The 15927-nt window shown below is 51.8% G+C and carries 19 protein-coding genes; 14 read left to right on the top strand and 5 right to left on the bottom strand.

From position 1 onward, the window contains the following. The first annotated feature begins 27 nt into the window (after positions 1-27). Together dgcA and BLP79_RS00090 are read left to right on the top strand one after the other, a co-directional pair. Positions 28-993: an N-acetyl-D-Glu racemase DgcA gene (dgcA, locus tag BLP79_RS00085; RefSeq protein WP_090214454.1), complete on the top strand. Its 966-nt coding sequence runs from the start codon at positions 28-30 to the stop codon at positions 991-993. Positions 994-1003: 10 nt separating this feature from the next. Further along, positions 1004-1864, top strand: a complete 861-nt coding sequence (locus tag BLP79_RS00090) for a D-amino-acid transaminase (protein ID WP_090214457.1) — start codon at positions 1004-1006, stop codon at positions 1862-1864. A gap of 77 nt (positions 1865-1941) precedes the next feature. Here the strand turns inward: BLP79_RS00090 and BLP79_RS00095 are convergent, their stop codons facing one another. Together BLP79_RS00095 and BLP79_RS00100 are read right to left on the bottom strand one after the other, a co-directional pair. After that, complete coding sequence (locus tag BLP79_RS00095; protein WP_090214460.1) at positions 1942-2256, bottom strand: DUF1244 domain-containing protein; 315 nt, start codon at positions 2254-2256, stop codon at positions 1942-1944. 78 nt (positions 2257-2334) lie between these two features. Further along, the gene (locus tag BLP79_RS00100) at positions 2335-3075 is read right to left on the bottom strand and encodes an N-formylglutamate amidohydrolase (RefSeq protein ID WP_090215591.1); all 741 of its coding nucleotides are present in this window, start codon (positions 3073-3075) and stop codon (positions 2335-2337) included. Positions 3076-3212: 137 nt separating this feature from the next. Between BLP79_RS00100 and pyk the strand changes: the two genes are divergently transcribed. Both pyk and BLP79_RS00110 read left to right on the top strand, forming a co-directional pair. After that, on the top strand, positions 3213-4658 hold the full coding sequence (gene pyk / locus BLP79_RS00105; protein WP_090214462.1) for a pyruvate kinase: 1446 nt from the start codon (positions 3213-3215) through the stop codon (positions 4656-4658). Positions 4659-4692: 34 nt separating this feature from the next. Next, a complete protein-coding gene (locus BLP79_RS00110; RefSeq protein WP_090214465.1) occupies positions 4693-4914 on the top strand; it encodes a hypothetical protein in 222 nt (73 codons plus the stop codon). On the opposite strand, the gene BLP79_RS00115 is transcribed toward BLP79_RS00110, so the two are convergent. Further along, positions 4909-5583, bottom strand: a complete 675-nt coding sequence (locus BLP79_RS00115; protein ID WP_090214468.1) for an FMN-dependent NADH-azoreductase — start codon at positions 5581-5583, stop codon at positions 4909-4911. The genes BLP79_RS00110 and BLP79_RS00115 overlap by 6 nt on opposite strands. Before the next feature lie 92 nt (positions 5584-5675). On the opposite strand from BLP79_RS00115, the gene BLP79_RS00120 reads away from it, so the two are divergent. From BLP79_RS00120 to rplT, 3 genes are all read left to right on the top strand, one after another. Then, positions 5676-6542 (top strand): LysR family transcriptional regulator, encoded by an 867-nt coding sequence (locus BLP79_RS00120; protein WP_090214470.1) that lies wholly within the window; start codon positions 5676-5678, stop codon positions 6540-6542. Between the two features lie 186 nt (positions 6543-6728). Beyond that, positions 6729-6929 (top strand): 50S ribosomal protein L35, encoded by a 201-nt coding sequence (gene rpmI, locus BLP79_RS00125; RefSeq protein WP_090214473.1) that lies wholly within the window; start codon positions 6729-6731, stop codon positions 6927-6929. 15 nt (positions 6930-6944) lie between these two features. Beyond that, positions 6945-7310, top strand: a complete 366-nt coding sequence (rplT, locus tag BLP79_RS00130) for a 50S ribosomal protein L20 (RefSeq protein WP_090214475.1) — start codon at positions 6945-6947, stop codon at positions 7308-7310. Positions 7311-7381: 71 nt separating this feature from the next. Here rplT and BLP79_RS00135 read toward each other — a convergent pair whose 3' ends face one another. Continuing rightward, positions 7382-8359, bottom strand: a complete 978-nt coding sequence (locus tag BLP79_RS00135) for a calcium-binding protein (protein ID WP_090214478.1) — start codon at positions 8357-8359, stop codon at positions 7382-7384. Positions 8360-8838: 479 nt separating this feature from the next. On the opposite strand from BLP79_RS00135, the gene pheS reads away from it, so the two are divergent. The 7 genes from pheS to BLP79_RS00175 all read left to right on the top strand — a co-directional run bounded on the left by pheS (position 8839) and on the right by BLP79_RS00175 (position 15399). Beyond that, positions 8839-9915, top strand: a complete 1077-nt coding sequence (gene pheS, locus BLP79_RS00145) for a phenylalanine--tRNA ligase subunit alpha (RefSeq protein ID WP_090214482.1) — start codon at positions 8839-8841, stop codon at positions 9913-9915. Continuing rightward, positions 9912-10421 carry a hypothetical protein gene (locus BLP79_RS00150; RefSeq protein WP_090214484.1) on the top strand — a complete coding sequence of 170 codons (510 nt, stop codon included), beginning with the start codon at positions 9912-9914 and terminating at the stop codon, positions 10419-10421. The genes pheS and BLP79_RS00150 overlap by 4 nt, the downstream gene beginning before the upstream one ends. A 177-nt stretch (positions 10422-10598) precedes the next feature. Continuing rightward, a complete protein-coding gene (locus BLP79_RS00155; protein ID WP_090214487.1) occupies positions 10599-11396 on the top strand; it encodes a CE1 family esterase in 798 nt (265 codons plus the stop codon). Positions 11397-11486: 90 nt separating this feature from the next. Further along, positions 11487-13883 carry a phenylalanine--tRNA ligase subunit beta gene (gene pheT / locus BLP79_RS00160; protein WP_090214490.1) on the top strand — a complete coding sequence of 799 codons (2397 nt, stop codon included), beginning with the start codon at positions 11487-11489 and terminating at the stop codon, positions 13881-13883. Between the two features lie 71 nt (positions 13884-13954). Continuing rightward, positions 13955-14365 (top strand): bleomycin resistance protein, encoded by a 411-nt coding sequence (locus BLP79_RS00165; RefSeq protein WP_090214492.1) that lies wholly within the window; start codon positions 13955-13957, stop codon positions 14363-14365. A 69-nt stretch (positions 14366-14434) separates the two neighbouring features. Next, positions 14435-14881, top strand: a complete 447-nt coding sequence (locus tag BLP79_RS00170) for a YtoQ family protein (protein ID WP_090214495.1) — start codon at positions 14435-14437, stop codon at positions 14879-14881. Further along, the gene (locus BLP79_RS00175) at positions 14878-15399 is read left to right on the top strand and encodes a GNAT family N-acetyltransferase (protein ID WP_090214497.1); all 522 of its coding nucleotides are present in this window, start codon (positions 14878-14880) and stop codon (positions 15397-15399) included. The genes BLP79_RS00170 and BLP79_RS00175 overlap by 4 nt, the downstream gene beginning before the upstream one ends. Here BLP79_RS00175 and mscL read toward each other — a convergent pair. Continuing rightward, entirely contained in the window at positions 15396-15827 is a 432-nt protein-coding gene (gene mscL / locus BLP79_RS00180) for a large conductance mechanosensitive channel protein MscL (protein ID WP_090214501.1), read from the bottom strand. The two genes, BLP79_RS00175 and mscL, sit on opposite strands and share 4 nt — an antisense overlap. Between the last annotated feature and the right edge of the window lie 100 nt (positions 15828-15927).

The raw sequence follows: 15927 nt of genomic DNA on the forward strand, positions 1-15927 counted from the left end.
AAAGAACAGAAAAAAGAGGGCAAAGCGATGCAAATCACCGTAACATGGGACGTCTTTAAACTGGCGCAGGTCTTTACGATTGCGCGGGGCTCTCGGACAGAAGCAAAGGTGCTGACTGTCAAGATCGAGCAGGATGGTTTTACCGGTTGGGGAGAATGTGTGCCCTATGCGAGATATAATGAAACGCTGGAAAGCGTAACGGCCGAGATTGAAGCGCTGCCCGAAACATTTACGCGGGAAGAGCTGCAATCCTTGTTGCCTGCGGGGGCTGCCCGAAATGCAGTGGACTGCGCAATGTGGGATCTGGAAGCGAAAATTGCTGGGAAACCCGTTTGGGAGTTGGCTGGACTGCCAGAGCCAAGCCCAGAAATCACAGCTTACACATTGTCGTTGGCAAGTCCTGAAGAGATGCAAAAGCAGGCTGCTGAAAATGCGCACCGCCCATTGCTGAAAATCAAACTTGGTACGCCGGATGATATGCCTCGCTTGGAAGCAGTGCGTGCTGGTGCGCCTGACGCGCGTATTATTATTGATGCAAATGAAGGCTGGTCGGCTGAAGACTATGCCGCCCTTGCGCCGAATTTGGTGCGTCTGGGCGTAGAATTGGTGGAGCAGCCTTTGCCATCTGGCGAGGATGCGGCCCTTGTTGGCATGGAACGTCCCGTTCCTGTCTGCGCGGATGAGAGCTGTCATGACCGCACAAGCCTCCCCAAACTGAAGGGCAAATACGATGTTGTGAACATCAAATTGGATAAGACGGGTGGCTTGACCGAAGCGCTGAAACTCCGTGAAGCAGCCTTGGCAGAAGGTTATCAAGTGATGGTTGGATGTATGGTGGGGTCCTCTTTGGCGATGGCGCCGGCGACATTGATTGCACAAGGCATGTTGGTCACGGATTTGGATGGACCGCTTTTGCTTGCAGAAGATCGGGATGTTCCTTTGACATTTGACACAGATGGCGTACACCCGCCAAAAGCCGAACTTTGGGGTTAAGGAGACACATATGACCCGTACCGTTTACGTAAATGGCGAATATCTACCGGAAACCGAAGCAAAGGTTTCGATCTTTGACCGTGGGTTCCTGTTTGCCGATGCGGTCTATGAGGTAACCTCGATTCTGGACGGCAAACTGATCGATTTTGAAGGCCACGCGGTGCGTCTGGAGCGGTCGTTGAAGGAACTGGATATGGCCAGCCCTTGCTCAAAAGATGAGTTGTTGGAAATTCACCAGAAGCTGGTTGAGTTGAACGATATCAACGAAGGCCTGATTTACCTGCAAGTTAGCCGGGGGTCTGATGGGGACCGTGATTTTGTATTCCCTTCTGCAGACACCAAGCCGACACTGGTTTTGTTCACGCAGAACAAGCCGGGTCTTGCGGACAGTGATGCGTCTCGAAAGGGTGCCAAGGTTATCTCGATTGAGGATATCCGTTGGGGCCGTCGTGATATTAAGACTGTGCAGCTCTTGTACCCTTCAATGGGTAAGATGATGGCAAAAGCGGCTGGTGCGGATGACGCGTGGATGATCGAAGATGGTCATGTCACCGAAGGCACATCAAACAATGCTTATTTCGTCAAAGATGGCACCATCGTAACGCGCCCTCTGTCCAACGATATTTTGCACGGTATTACCCGCAAAGCAGTGCTACGTATGGCCGAAGAAGCGCAGATGAAAATCGAAGAGCGCCTTTTCACCATTGATGAAGCAAAAGAAGCTGATGAGGCGTTCACAACCTCTGCGTCAGCCTTTGTGATGCCGGTTGTTGAAATTGACGGCCAGCAGCTTGGTGATGGCACTCCAGGGCCAATCGCAAAACGCTTGCGCGAGATCTATCTAGAAGAGAGCCGCGCGGCAGCTATCTAAGAGGATGATCTTAGGTCGGAAATTTAAAGCAGCGGGTCATCCGCTGCTTTTTTGTTTGAGTTTTTCAAAAGGAAGACTCAGGATTTATCTGCAACGTTTTCCTGAAATGCTGTTTCAAAAGCCGTCTGTTGAGATGCGCTTGCATCGGTCTGATAATTGGCTTTCCACTCATCCATTGTCATGCCGTAAAACAGTTCGCGTGCTTCAGATTTTCCCATTTCAATTCCGCGCTCAGCCGCGGCCTCTTGGTACCAGCGGCTCAAACAGTTGCGGCAAAAACCGGCAAGGTTCATCATATCGATGTTTTGCACATCCGTGCGGTCTTGCATGAGATGTTGCTGCAACCGGCGAAAGGCAGCTGCTTGTAGTTCGATTTCTGTTTGTTGGTCCATGTCAGATCCCCCTCTTTCAGTCTGTGGATATGTAGGAGCGATGCGACGCGCTGTCACCTCGACGGCCTTTGCATTTGCTCATAGATCTGCCGCTTTTCGCGCTTTTTTCAACAAAGGTGCAAGTCGCGTAGCCCAGGCCTGCTGTTGTGCAGCGGTTTCTATTAGGTCGTTGCGCAGTTCAATCAGCGTGTTGGGGCGGTTCTGTTTGGTGGCATGCGTGTCGATCGCATCACCCGGAAGATAACCCACGTAGGGTTCGTTTTCTCCCACACAAAGATCGCCCTCCTGTTTGAGGGTGGTCACGAAATGAGGTGAAAAGCGCTCTTGGTCGGGGAAAAGGATACCGATTTCCCAAGGCCGTGGCGGGCGGCCGCGCAGTTGGCGTGTGAATGAATGAACAGAGACGATGATAACATCCGAATCGCGCGCTGCGAGTTCCGCCAGTTTGGCATGGTAGGGTCGATAGCAGGCTGTCAGGCGGTTCTCTAAATCTGCTGTGTCTGCGTGACGATTCGCAGGAATGAGGGTGCCATCATAGAGCTTCATTAAAAGTGTCGGATCATCATCACCCCGATTTGGATCTATGACGAGGCGTGAAAAGTTAGAGGCGATTACAGGTGCATTGAGCAATTCACCTAAAATCCGTGCAGTTCCATAGGCACCGGGATCATAAGCGATGTGGCGTGCCATATCTTCTGCAGGCAGGCCAAGATCGCCATCATTTACAAAAGAAGGGACATGATTGGTCGCGTGGTCACAAGTGATCAACCATTTACCGCGGCGTGTCTCACCATGTGTGAAAAAGGGTGTATATGTCATAGAGCCTGCCATCTTTGTCTGTAGCAGCTTTACGGGAGTTGCCACAAAATTGGAATTAGGCGATAAGCATGCCGAAAACATGTTTGCGGTAACATTTCCGCTCCGACATATGGTCCTATACCCAGAGGAGAGACCTCATGAGACGTCAGCGCAATGTAAAGATCGTGGCGACACTTGGCCCCGCTTCCAGCGACTATGAAACCATTCGCGCGTTGCATGAGGCTGGTGCTGATGTGTTCCGCCTGAATATGTCGCACGGAAGTCACGAAGAGATTGCCGAGCGTCATCGCATCATTCGCAAAGTAGAAACAGATTTGGATAGCGCAATTGCGATTCTGGCGGACTTGCAAGGCCCCAAGCTGCGTGTTGGGACTTTTGCAAATGGATCAGAAGAACTGGTTGAAGGTGCCGCTTTCCGTATGGATCTGGACGAAACTCCCGGGGATGTGAACCGTGTAAACCTACCACATCCTGAGATTTTCCAAGCACTTGAGCCGGGTGCGAGCCTGCTTGTCAACGATGGTAAAATCCGTTTGAAAGTTGAGAGCTGTGGTGTGGATTTTGCAGATTGCTCTGTCGTGATTGGTGGGACAATTTCCAATCGTAAAGGGGTCAACGTTCCTGATGTGATGCTGCCACTCGCCGCGCTGTCTGAAAAAGACCGCAAAGATCTAGAGTTTGTCTGCGAACTTGGCGTGGATTGGCTGGCATTATCCTTTGTGCAGCGCGCAAAAGATGTTTTTGAGGCCAAAGGTCTTGCAGATGGGCGTGCAGCAGTACTGGCGAAAATTGAAAAGCCAAAGGCCGTTGAGTTCTTTGAAGAGATTTTGGATGCCTCAGACGGTATCATGGTCGCACGTGGAGATCTGGGTGTTGAGCTGCCCGTTTCTGCGGTGCCTCCTATCCAAAAGCGCCTGATCCGGAAATGTCGTTCTGCGGCGAAACCGGTGATCGTGGCGACTCAGATGCTGGAAAGCATGATTGAAAGCCCAATGCCAACACGCGCAGAGGTTTCGGATGTTGCCACAGCGATCTATGAAGGATCGGACGCGATCATGTTGAGCGCGGAATCCGCAGCGGGCCAATATCCGATCGAAGCCGTACAAACCATGGATCAGGTCGCAAAAGAAGTGGAGGCAGATGGCACCTATCGTGAGGTGATTAATGCATCTCGTAAGGCGGTTGGAACAACTGTTGCTGATGGTATCGTTGCTGCGGCACGTGAAATCGCTGAGAAAACAGACATCAAGGCAATCGCTTGCTTTACTCAAAGCGGGACAACCGCGCTTTTGACAGCGCGCGAACGTCCATCTGTGCCGATCCTTGCGATGACACCTATTGAAGGAACAGCACGTCGTCTCGCGCTTAGCTGGGGGTGTAACTGCGTGGTGACACCAACCGTGGAACGCTTTAAGGGCGCTGTGGTTGCCGCGGTTCGCGGCGCGCGTGCGGGTGGTTTTGCAAGTGAAGGTGATCAGATCGTTGTAACGGCGGGCGTCCCCTTTAATGTTTCGGGCACAACCAATATTCTGCGGGTTGCGCCCTGTGATGAACGTTTGATTTACAGCACTGACCCAGAGTAACCTGTCCCAAGGTTATCTGGGATGGGAGGGATGAATGGATCCCGATCTGAGTTTGATTGTAGGGCTGGGGCTGGGGGTATTGTCCGTCCCGGCCCTTTTATCTTCTATCAGTGATGCGCGTGCCCCCCGTGGCGGCGGTGTGGCTCTTATGTTGGCAGTTGCTTTGATTGTTTATGCCATGCTGGAGAAGCCGGGCGGGTACACATTGGATGACCTACCCAATGTGCTATCCACGGTGACGAACCGCTATCTATAGATGCAACTTATGCGCTCTATGTGTGTTCAGTGAGCGTGCCAATTTTTGCGCACAGGTTGTCGCGTTTTGGAATGCACGTTCGACAGAGTGATCGTGCCTCTGGTCTCCAAATTCCTGATATTCAATTCGAATGATTTCTACTGTTTCTGCACCAAGGTATTTTGCAACAGTCTGAATATGCGGCACAAGATGATCGTCTGCATGTCGTATCCCGCTTGGTTCAAAACCAAATTCACCACTGGACGTCAGAATAACAAGTGTTTTCCCCGATAGGGTTGGTTCAATGGGCACGTCGCCGCGGGAGAGATCAAAGCTGAATGTTTGCCCTATGCGCACCACCTTATCGAACCAAGCTTTTAACGACGCGGGCATGCCGTAGTTGTAGAGAGGCGTCGCAATCAAGATCAGATCGGCAGCTTTGACCTCTGCAATCAACTGATCGGACTCTGCCAAAACCCTACGATCCTGTTCTGTCCGTTGCTTTTCAGGCGTGAAGGCTGCCGCAATCCAGGCCTCGGTCAGAAAGTCAGGTGGTGTGACGCCGACATCTCGTTTGGCGACTTCACTGTCGGGTGTGCCAGCCAGCAAAGTCTCAAGGAAGTGCGTGGCTAATTTTCGTGTTAACGAGCGTTCTAGGCGTGCGCTTGCATCAATTCGGAGTATGTTCATTTGTATGAGCCTTGTTCATGTGTTCGCACAAATTCACCTGAACAATTCATTTTTACAAAAGCGAAAACTTCATCAAGGATTGAGAAATATTCATGCGACGCGTTTCACTCACTAGTTTGCGGGCATTTGAACGCGTTGCCGCTACGGCGTCGCAGAAAATGGCGGCTGAAGAGCTTGGCGTTACGCAGACCGCGGTGTCTCATGCCATTCGTACATTGGAAGGCCAGCTGGGTACGGATCTGTTTAGTCGAAGAAATGGCGGTTCTACCTTGACGCAGGCGGGCAGGGATCTGGCCTTTGAGCTCACGCCATCTTTCGCGCGCATTGATGCAGCGGTTGCGTCTGTATTTGAACGGTCAACGACACTTACCCTTTCAGTGACCCCCGCGTTCGCAGCCTGTTGGCTTGCCCCCCGCTTGGCTCAAACGGCAGCTGAGGGACATATGATTCCTGTGCAAATTCTTGCGACAACAGAAACAGTATCGCTGTCTGCAAAAGGGGCTGATCTTGCTGTCCGCTATGCTGCACGATCAGAGGGAGAGCTTCTGGCGACAGAAATGTTTCGTGCGGTCACGGGCCGGTCTGTGACGTGTTGCAGCACGGGGCTACCAGATCTTCCGCTGATCGAAACGCGCTGGGCTAGGGGGCGCGGTTTCGCGCCTAACTGGCAGGACTGGTTTGCGCTACAAGGGAAAGCTATGCCCGATGCTGTCCAAGTGCTTCAGCTTCCGGATGAAAATCTAGCTCTACAAGCTGCGTTGTCCGGAGCTGGCGTTGCCTTGGCCAGTGATGTTCTGGCGGCTCCTCTGTTGCAGCAGGGCCTGTTGCGTATAGTGCAATCTGATGTCGCCATTACAGGGCTTTCTTATTGGCTTTTGCAGGATCAGGCCCGTTCTAGATCTCGGGATATTGTTAAACTTTGCAATTGGATTCGCGACGGCTTTTGTGGTGAGTTCTAAGTAAGGGAGACGCGTTTAGCCTGTTTTCGGATTCTACGGGATTTGTTTGGTGTGATTAAAGTGCGTGCCCGCCATTAGGCCTTGCATCTGACGGTGAATTTTCATAAACGGCAGCACTCATCGCGCGTCCGGCCAGTTGGCATGCCGAGTCGCGTGAATAGCGAACCCGCATTGAAGGAGACGGAAATGCCTAAGATGAAGACCAAGTCGAGCGCAAAAAAGCGCTTTAAAATGACCGCCTCTGGCAAGGTCAAAGCAGGTCAGGCTGGCAAACGCCACGGCATGATCAAGCGTACCAACAAATTCCTGCGTGATGCACGCGGAACCACCACCCTGTCCGCGCCGGACGCCAAGATCGTTAAGGGCTTTATGCCCTACGCCCGCTAAGAGGAGATCTGAGATATGTCACGCGTTAAAGGTGGTACCGTCACTCACGCCCGTCACAAGAAGGTTATCAAGGCAGCGAAAGGCTACTACGGTCGTCGCAAGAATACCTTCAAGGTCGCCCGTCAGGCGGTCGATAAAGCAAACCAATATGCAACCCGCGACCGTAAGAACCGCAAGCGGAATTTCCGCGCGCTGTGGATCCAGCGTATCAATGCGGCTGTTCGCAGCCATGACGAGGCACTGACATATTCACGCTTCATCAATGGCCTGAATCTGGCTGGTATCGAAGTGGACCGTAAGGTTCTGGCGGATCTTGCTGTACATGAGCCCGAAGCGTTTGGTGCAATTGTAAAGCAAGCACAATCTGCACTGGCAGCATAAGCTTCGCATATTTAAACAAAAACCCCGCAGTGAAAACTGCGGGGTTTTTGCTTTGATGTCGCCACAGGTGATCAGGTCAAAACAACGCTTATATCAGCACCTTCTAAATCTTGGGGACTCACGCCAAGAAGAATAACAACAGCGTCGTTCAATGTGTTTTCTAAGATTTCTGCTGAAGCACTATCGTGGGCTGTAGGTTCAACAAGCGTTGCAGGACCTTGCGGCGTGTCGATCTCGCTGAGGGTATAACTGAAATCCTGTGACACATCGGGTAAATTCGCATCGGGTGCCACCTCCAGTTCGATCTGAAGCGCGTCCTCTGCCGGAGCAAAGTCTGTGATTGCCACGATCGTTTCGACGACAGCCGCCTCATTCTCTTCGACATGATTTGTTTGAACGACGACAGCATCTTCGCCCTCACCGAGATGTACGATATGTGCTCCGCCAAGCAATGTGACAGAATCATCGCCATCACCGCCTGAGATTAGGCGCAGCGATCCTGTTTCCAAGGCACCGCTCGCAAATATCACGTCATTCCCATCGCCGCCAAATAACGTATCTTGGCTTCCGTCGTCGAAGGTTTCGATCACATCATCATCGCCATCGCCGCCGGAAAGATAATCGCTGCCGTCACCGCCAAAAATTTGGTCGTTTCCGCCCTGACCAAACACCGAGTCATTGCCTTCATCCCCAAATAAAACATCGTCTAATTCGCTGCCAATTAAAGTATCATCACCTTCAAGAGCAAAGACCACGGCGGATGGGGAGAAATCTGGATGAGTTTCAGGATCTGCTTCGGGCAGAACCAAAAGATCATCTCCATCAGTAATAGAGAAGTCTAAGTCGTAGGAGGCTTCTTCGCCAAGGGCAAGGTAAGGATCCAGCGCGACCGGCTCGACGCCCTCTTCTTCGAGCTCCTCAATGAGCTGACCAAGATCCGTAATATCACCCTCTTCAAGGGCAGCGAGGTCTTCTTCATCGGAAGATTGAAAAAAATCTGTAGCCGCCATGGTGCCGGCGGCTACGGTGAGGAGAAGCAATGGCCACATGAAAATCACCAGAACATATAAATTTCAATTCAATTTATGCGTGTTTTTCAATTTTGTAAACTTGCTTTTTGTGAGCCGAACGCGACTAAAGATCTGACTGTTCTACGATTGGGATATCAGGTAGCTCGTAATACCCGCCTTTGGTTGCCGTATGAATTTGCTGTACCAGTTTTAAGCCTTCACTGCTGTCGAGTGTCCCGGAAAAAATAGAGGTTTTTGACCATCTCCGGGTTGCCAGAACAAATTACTGCCGCAAACACCGCAGAATCCGCGACGGGCTGTTTGTGATGATGGATATCAGGTGACTTCACCAGTGATTTCAAGTACGATGTTTCATCGCAGCCTGCCGACTGAATGATCCGCAGATGCGTTTTCGCCTGTTGCTGCAAAAGCTATGCGCGTTGCTGTGATGCTACAGGCCCTCTTGCTTTCGTGGACGCGTGTGATAGCAGGTTCCCAACAGAATTCGGGGAACCGTTATGGACGATCTTAAGGCAAAATATCTGGGTCAGATTGCTGAGGCCGCTGATGAAGCCACGCTGGAAGGCATTCGTGTTTCTGCGGTCGGCAAAAAAGGCGAAGTGGCGCTCAAGATGCGCGAGCTGGGCAAGATGACGCCAGAAGAGCGCCAGATTGCAGGTCCTGCATTGAATGCGCTCAAGGATGAGATCAATTCAGCTCTTGTCGCAAAGAAGGCCGCGTTGGCTGATGCAGCCTTGGATGAACGCCTAAGATCGGAATGGCTGGATGTCACCTTGCCCACGCGCCCACAGCGCCGCACGGGCACGCTGCATCCGATCGGTCAGGTGCAGGAAGAGATCACAGCGATTTTTGCGGAGCTGGGTTTTTCCGTGCAGGAGGGTCCGCGCATTGATACCGATTGGTATAACTTTGACGCGTTGAACATTCCTGGCCACCACCCAGCGCGCGCAGAAATGGACACGTTTTATCTGCACCGCGCAGAAGGGGATGATCGCCCACCGCATGTGCTGCGGACCCACACCAGCCCTGTGCAGATCCGATCTATGGAAAAAATGGGCGCGCCCTTGCGTATTATCTGTCCCGGCGGCGTTTATCGCGCAGATTATGACCAGACCCACACACCGATGTTCCATCAGGTCGAAGGGCTTGCGCTCGACAAAGATATCTCGATGGCGAACCTGAAATGGGTTCTGGAAGAGTTTGTAAAAGCGTTTTTTGAAGTGGACGACGTGGAACTGCGCTTCCGCGCTTCGCACTTCCCCTTCACCGAGCCGTCTGCCGAAGTGGATATTCGCTGTTCTTGGGAAGGTGGCACGCTGAAAGTGGGCGAAGGTGATGACTGGCTAGAGGTTCTGGGATCCGGCATGGTGCACCCCAAGGTAATTGCTGCCGGTGGCATTGATCCCGAGATCTATCAGGGCTTTGCTTTTGGTATTGGCATCGACCGGTTGGCGATGCTGAAATACGGCATCCCCGATCTGCGCGCCTTCTTTGACAGCGACCTGCGCTGGCTGCGTCATTATGGCTTCCAATGTCTGGATACGCCGACGTTGCATGGTGGCCTGTCGCGTTGACTGTAGCCAATTGGATAGTAATCATTGTGCCGATTATTGGTGTGGTCGGTGCAGCTATTCTATATATTGTCCAAAAGCATATTGATCGCGAAACAGAGGTTCGACGAGAACGTCGACAACTTTATCGTAGCGCAGCGGTGGCGTTGGAAAGGTCCTTTCAAGAAATTAAGAAAGACAAGGCCGACGCAGAAATGCTGCAAAGAGCACTTTTTGAGTTTGAGCAAGTGGTGGCTGAAATTCAAGTCTCTGCGCCTGACAGTGTGGCCGAAGCATGGATGAAAATTCCTAGTCTATTACTTCTTCTGAGTTGGGGGAGTGGCAATGATCCAGAAAATTACGATTTTCAGAGCTTTGAAATGCACTTGAAAGCGTTCAACAGCGCTAGAGCAGAAGCACTGAACCAGATGCGCCGTGATACATTCGGAGACACACGAATTACCTTGAACATTATTATGGAGGCGTTCGCGGCACTGGGAAAGGTTCAGCAACATTTGCTCAGGCTTTGAATTCTTGACGGTCGGGCGCAGGTTTGCTTTCGCAAACGGGGAGGGCGCTTTCTCAACCACTCCGGCTTGGAGGCTGCCCTATGTGTGGTACCGAGGAGCTGTTAACATCTGAGGGATCGCTTTGTTCCCACAGATTTGTGACGTGACAGGTGCGTCTTATCCGCTAGGGTCGCCGCCATGATCAAAACACTGACATTTTGCTTTTTCGCCTTTGCGTCTGCCGCTCATGCCATGGGGCCGTGGAACTCGGATTGCCATGGAACCACGCCTTGTGAGATCGGGGAGCGGTCTTATCACGTGTTAGAGCCTGAAGGCTGGGACGGAGAAACGCCTCTGCCGGTGTTGATGCATTTTCATGGGTGGTCCCGCACCGGGAAACATGCGCAAAATAGTGAACGCATTGGGGCCTCAACTGTGCGGCGGGGCGTGTTGCTGGTGACACCAAATGGCGCGAACAAAACATGGGATTTCTGGCAGGCTGATACGGATGATGTGGCCTTTGGGGACGCGGTGCTTGCTGATGTGGCTAAACGCTATCCGGTGGCATCGGATAAGATTTATGTGTCTGGCTATTCCTACGGATCTGCGATGGCATGGCGGTATGTTTGCCACAGCGGCAATGATGTGAGTGCCTTGTTGGGGATCGCCGGGAGCATTTCACAATCTGAAACTTGCGACGAAGCGCCAGCGGCGGTGCGGCATGTGCATGGGCTGAATGATACGGTGGCGCGTGTGCCACTTGGACAGGGCGATGCGGCCCCTTTGCGCTTGTGGCGCGCGCGGCTGGGATGTGAGGATAGCACACCCGGTGGCAGCTGGCAGGCACGCGAGTTTTTGACGCTGGAGCGTACCAATTGGGATTGTGCCGATGGTAGCGTGACAGTTGATTTACATCCGGGGGGGCATTTTGTGCCCCATGGTTGGATTGGGCGGCAGCTGGACGAGCTTTTGGGTCTCACTCCCAGTTATCCTTAGGCTCTGCGCCGGCCTAGGCTTGCACATGGGGCAATTCTTTGCCATTGCCTCAGGTCAATGACACATGGCTTGCCATAGGGATTCCTGACGATGAAATTCACGCTGTCCTGGCTGAAAGAACATCTTGATACCACTGCAACAGTGGACGAGATCACCGAAGCGCTTACTGATCTTGGATTAGAGGTCGAAGAGGTGGTGAACCCCGCCGATCGTCTTAAGGATTTCAAACTAGGCTATGTGAAACATGCCGAAAAGCATCCAGATGCGGATAAGCTTCGCGTGTGTAAGGTGGATACCGACGAAGGCGAGATGCAGATCATCTGCGGCGCGCCCAATGCACGTGAAGGTATCACGGTCGTTGTCTGTAAGCCCGGCATGTATATTCCCGGTCTTGATATCACAATTGGTGTTGGCAAAATCCGCGGCGTGGACAGCTTTGGCATGATGGCCTCTGAGCGTGAGCTGGAGCTATCAGATGAACACAACGGAATTATCGAACTGCCTTCAGGGGCTGTGGGCGACACATTCGTGGATTGGCTTGCGGCCAATGATCCGGCCAAAGTTGATCCGATGATAGAGATCGCGATCACGCCCAATCGTCAGGATGCGCTGGGCGTCTATGGTATTGCGCGTGATCTGGCTGCACGTGGTTTAGGTACGCTCAAGACCACTGAATATACCGCCACTGAGGGGCAGTTTACGAGCCCGATTAAAGTGTCAATTGATGAAGACACACGAGATGGCTGCCCGCTCTTTTCTGGCCGTCTGATCCGAGGTGTTAAGAATGGTCCGAGCCCCCAATGGCTCCAAGACCGTTTGACCGCTATCGGCCTCCGCCCGATTTCAACCTTGGTTGATATCACAAACTTCTTCACCTTTGATCAGAACCGCCCATTGCATGTATTTGATGCGGCAAAGGTTTCGGGGGACCTGCGTGTTCATCGTGCCGCTGGTGGTGAAACGCTGAAAGCTTTGGATGAGAAAGAATACACTTTCTCGGCTGGGCAGATCGTGATTTCTGATGACAACGGTGTGGAAAGCGTCGCGGGCATCATGGGGGGCGAAGAAACCGGCTGCACAGATGAGACCGTTGATGTGTTTCTGGAAAGCGCTTTTTGGGATCATATCCAGATCGCCACAACAGGCCGTGCACTTAAGATCAACTCAGATGCACGCTACCGGTTTGAGCGTGGTGTGGATCCTGAATACACTATCGAAGGTTTGGAACGTGCGACCCAGATGATACTGGAGCTCTGCGGAGGTGAACCCTCTGAAATGGTCATCGCAGGGGATGTGCCTAATCACGCCCGTGCTTACAAATTGGATCCTGAGCGGGTGCAATCTTTGGTTGGCATGGAGATCCCTGAGTCAGATCAACGTCAAACGCTGACACGGCTGGGATTCCGATTGGAAGGCAATATGGCTCATGTGCCGACATGGCGTCCCGATGTGCAGGGTGAGGCGGATCTGGTGGAAGAGGTTGCCCGGATTGCTTCATTGACCAAGCTGAAAGGTGTTCCGCTGCCACGGTTGGGTGATGGTATTCCTAAACCTGTTATGACAGCGCAACAGCGCCGTTTGCAGATGGCGCGCCGGACGTCAGCGGCTTTGGGCTATAATGAATTGGTCAGCTATACCTTTATTGATCAAGCTGCAGCTGCGCTTTTTGGCGGCGGGGATGACGCCACGAAACTCGCCAATCCTATCTCATCTGAGATGAGTCACATGCGTCCTGATCTGTTACCGGGCCTCTTGCAGGCTGCTGCGCGCAATCAGGCGCGTGGCTATATGGATTTGGCTTTGTTTGAAGTTGGACCAGTTTTCCAGGGTGGGGAACCGGGTGAGCAATGCGAGCAGATTGCAGGTATTCTTATCGGTCGTACCGGACCTAAAGATGTGCATGGGGCATCGCGCGCCGTTGATCTTTATGATGCAAAAGCTGACATTGAGGCTGTTCTTGCAGCAATTGGTGCGCCCGCAAAGGTTCAGATTCTGCGCGGCGGTGAAGGATGGTGGCACCCCGGTCGCCATGGTCGGATTTGTCTGGGGCCGAAAAAGACGCTGGGCGTTTTTGGTGAAATCCATCCCAAAGTACTACAAGAGCTGGGCATCAAGGGAGCCGCTGTTGCATTCAGCATCTGGCCCGAGGAAATTCCACTGCCACGCAAATCGGCAACCACGCGAGCAGCGCTGGATATCAGCGATTTACAGGCCGTAGAACGCGATTTCGCCTTTGTGGTTGATGACAGTGTGGAAGCGCTGACTTTGGTGAATGCTGCAGCTGGGGCAGATAAGGCGCTTGTTGAAAATGTGCGCGTCTTTGATGAATTTATCGGTGGAAGTCTGGGTGAGGGGAAGAAGTCCCTTGCTATTACGGTACGCTTGCAACCCACAGATAAGACGTTGAAAGAAAAAGACATCGAAGCTGTAAGCGAAAAGATTATCGCCAAGGTTACAAAAGCGACTGGCGGGACATTGCGTGGTTAAACGCTTTGTCAGGTTTTAAATGAGAAACGCGCGCTTCTTTTGAAGGGCGCGTTTTCTTTTGGAGAGAACTGATGACACAGGCACTTGTTCCCGAGCTTTCTGTGAGGAGTTGGAAAAGATCACGACAGTTTTATTGTGATGTCCTGGGGTTTTCGGTGGCTTATGAACGGCCCGAGGAGGGGTTTTCGTATCTCAAACTTGGAATGGCTGAAATGATGATCGATCAGATTGGCCTAGGACGTGATTTTGACGATTTAACACCAGATACCCCTTTGGGGCGTGGGGTGAATTTTCAAATTGAAGTCGCAGAGATTGCAGGGCTTTACGTCACGGTGAAGGGTGTGGCAGCGGAAATTATCCTTCCACTCGAAGACAAATGGTACAGGACTTCTGATTGTGAAGCGGGCAACCGGCAGTTTGTCGTTGCTGATCCTGACGGGTATCTTTTGCGGTTTTTGCAGGATCTGGGAACAAGAACCTAAACGGGTTGGCCTGTCTGGGCTGCTACGCTAGGACTTTGGCAACTGAAAATAGACAAAGGATTGTATCAGATGTTGAGTGTTTATCTTTCCGGTGAAATTCACACTGATTGGCGTGAACAGATCACCGAAGGTGCTGATGGTATGGGGATCTTGTTCAATGCACCTGTGACGGATCATGCAGCAAGCGATGATTGTGGTGTTGCGATTCTGGGCGGCGAAGAGAGCAAATTCTGGCACGATCACAAAGGCGCCAAATTAAATGCGATCCGCACCCGCAAAGGCATTGAAGAAGCAGACGTTGTGGTTGTTCGTTTTGGTGACAAATACAAACAATGGAACGCGGCTTTTGATGCAGGTTATGCAGCGGCTTTAGGGAAATCCATTATTGTGCTGAGCCCGCCTGAACATCAGCATGCTTTGAAAGAAGTTCATGCAGCAGCGCTTGCAGTGGCTGAGACACCTCAACAAGTGGTAGAATTACTGACTTATGTGGTTGAGGGTACGCTGCCTAAATGACCACCCTGCGCAGCCCACGTGTGATGATGCGTCCGCATGGCTTACAAGACCTGCGTGACCTCAGCGAGATGTGGGTGATACCGCAGGTCGTTGAACATATTTCTGGCGCGCCATTGTCGAGCGACGAGGTCTGGGCCAAGCTGATGTTTCATATCGGTCATTGGCAGGCGCTAGGCTTTGGATATTGGGCTGTTCTAGATGCCACCACTGGTCACTATCTTGGAATGGTCGGTTTTGCAGTACGCCCTCGCAATACTGAGCCGACATTGCCAGATAGTGTTGAGGCAGGGTGGGTTCTGCATCCAAAGGTTCAGTCTAAGGGCATTGCATTTGAAGCAATGCAGCTTGCCTATGCATGGGCTGATGAACATCAGAATTGGGATAAAACCCATTGCCTGATTTCACCAGAAAACCTTGCATCATTGAAACTTGCTGCCAGACTTGGATTTCAACCTTTTCAGGAGGTCCGCTATCGCGGCGGACCTTCGATGGTTTTAGAGCGTGTGTGCGCCCCTTAGCTGGATTTATTTAGCGCGTCGCGGATTTCGAGTAAGACATCCAGCTCACTTGGACCTTTGGGAGTCTCTTCAACGGTTTCTTCCTGTTTTTCCATCCGGTCTTTGATTTTGTTGACGTTACGGACCAGTTGAAACACAACAAATGCAATGATCAGAAAGTTGATAATTGCCATGAAAAATGCGCCGTAAGCAAAGACCGCAGCGCCAGCTTCACGCGCGGCTTCGAGTGAAGCATATGTGTTCTCGCCAGAAAGAACCCAGAAATTATTAGTGAAATCAATGCCACCTAAGAACAAACCAATTATGGGGTTAATCAAGTCATCGACCATTGATTTTACAATTGCTGTAAAAGCTGCACCGATGATGATCCCGACGGCCATGTCCATAACATTGCCGCGCGCGATAAAGGATTTGAATTCGTTCAACATTGTGCAGGCCCTCTCTGCAGGATTTGTTTTGTTAAGCGTAACATTGTTTTGATTTTACGCAAAAGAGAGCAATTCATTAGATGATTTAAGGGGAAACCGG

Origin of the sequence: Epibacterium ulvae, from assembly GCF_900102795.1 — a bacterium.
Lineage (GTDB): Bacteria > Pseudomonadota > Alphaproteobacteria > Rhodobacterales > Rhodobacteraceae > Epibacterium > Epibacterium ulvae.